The sequence below is a fragment of the Dawidia cretensis genome (assembly GCF_018598175.1).
GTDB classification, from domain to species: Bacteria; Bacteroidota; Bacteroidia; order Cytophagales; family Cyclobacteriaceae; genus Ohtaekwangia; species Ohtaekwangia cretensis.
This window is the reverse complement of the sequence record NZ_JAHESE010000260.1, coordinates 1-237: the sequence shown is the minus strand read 5'-3', so window position 1 is coordinate 237 and position 237 is coordinate 1. Positions and strand designations below refer to the sequence as shown.

1 protein-coding gene is annotated in these 237 nt (G+C 45.1%); it reads right to left on the bottom strand.

The window, feature by feature from the left end; genetic code table 11:
* Nucleotides 1–237 (bottom strand): MotA/TolQ/ExbB proton channel family protein (locus KK062_RS30570; protein ID WP_254088157.1); only part of this gene is annotated, 237 nt, incomplete at both ends.

Below are 237 nucleotides of genomic sequence, written 5' to 3'. Positions count from 1 at the left end.
CCATAAGTAAGTGTATCGATTTTGCTTGTGAAGTAGTTATAGAAAATGATCGCTAAAGCTGAAGTACCGATACCTAACGCTGTGTTGATAAGAGCTTCAGAGATACCGTTTGAAAGAGCAACCGCATCAGGAGCACCAGAAGTAGCAATCGCACGGAAAGCCGCGAACATACCTGTTACCGTACCAAGAAGACCCATAAGCGTTGCAACCGACGCGATTGTAGCGATGATTACAAGG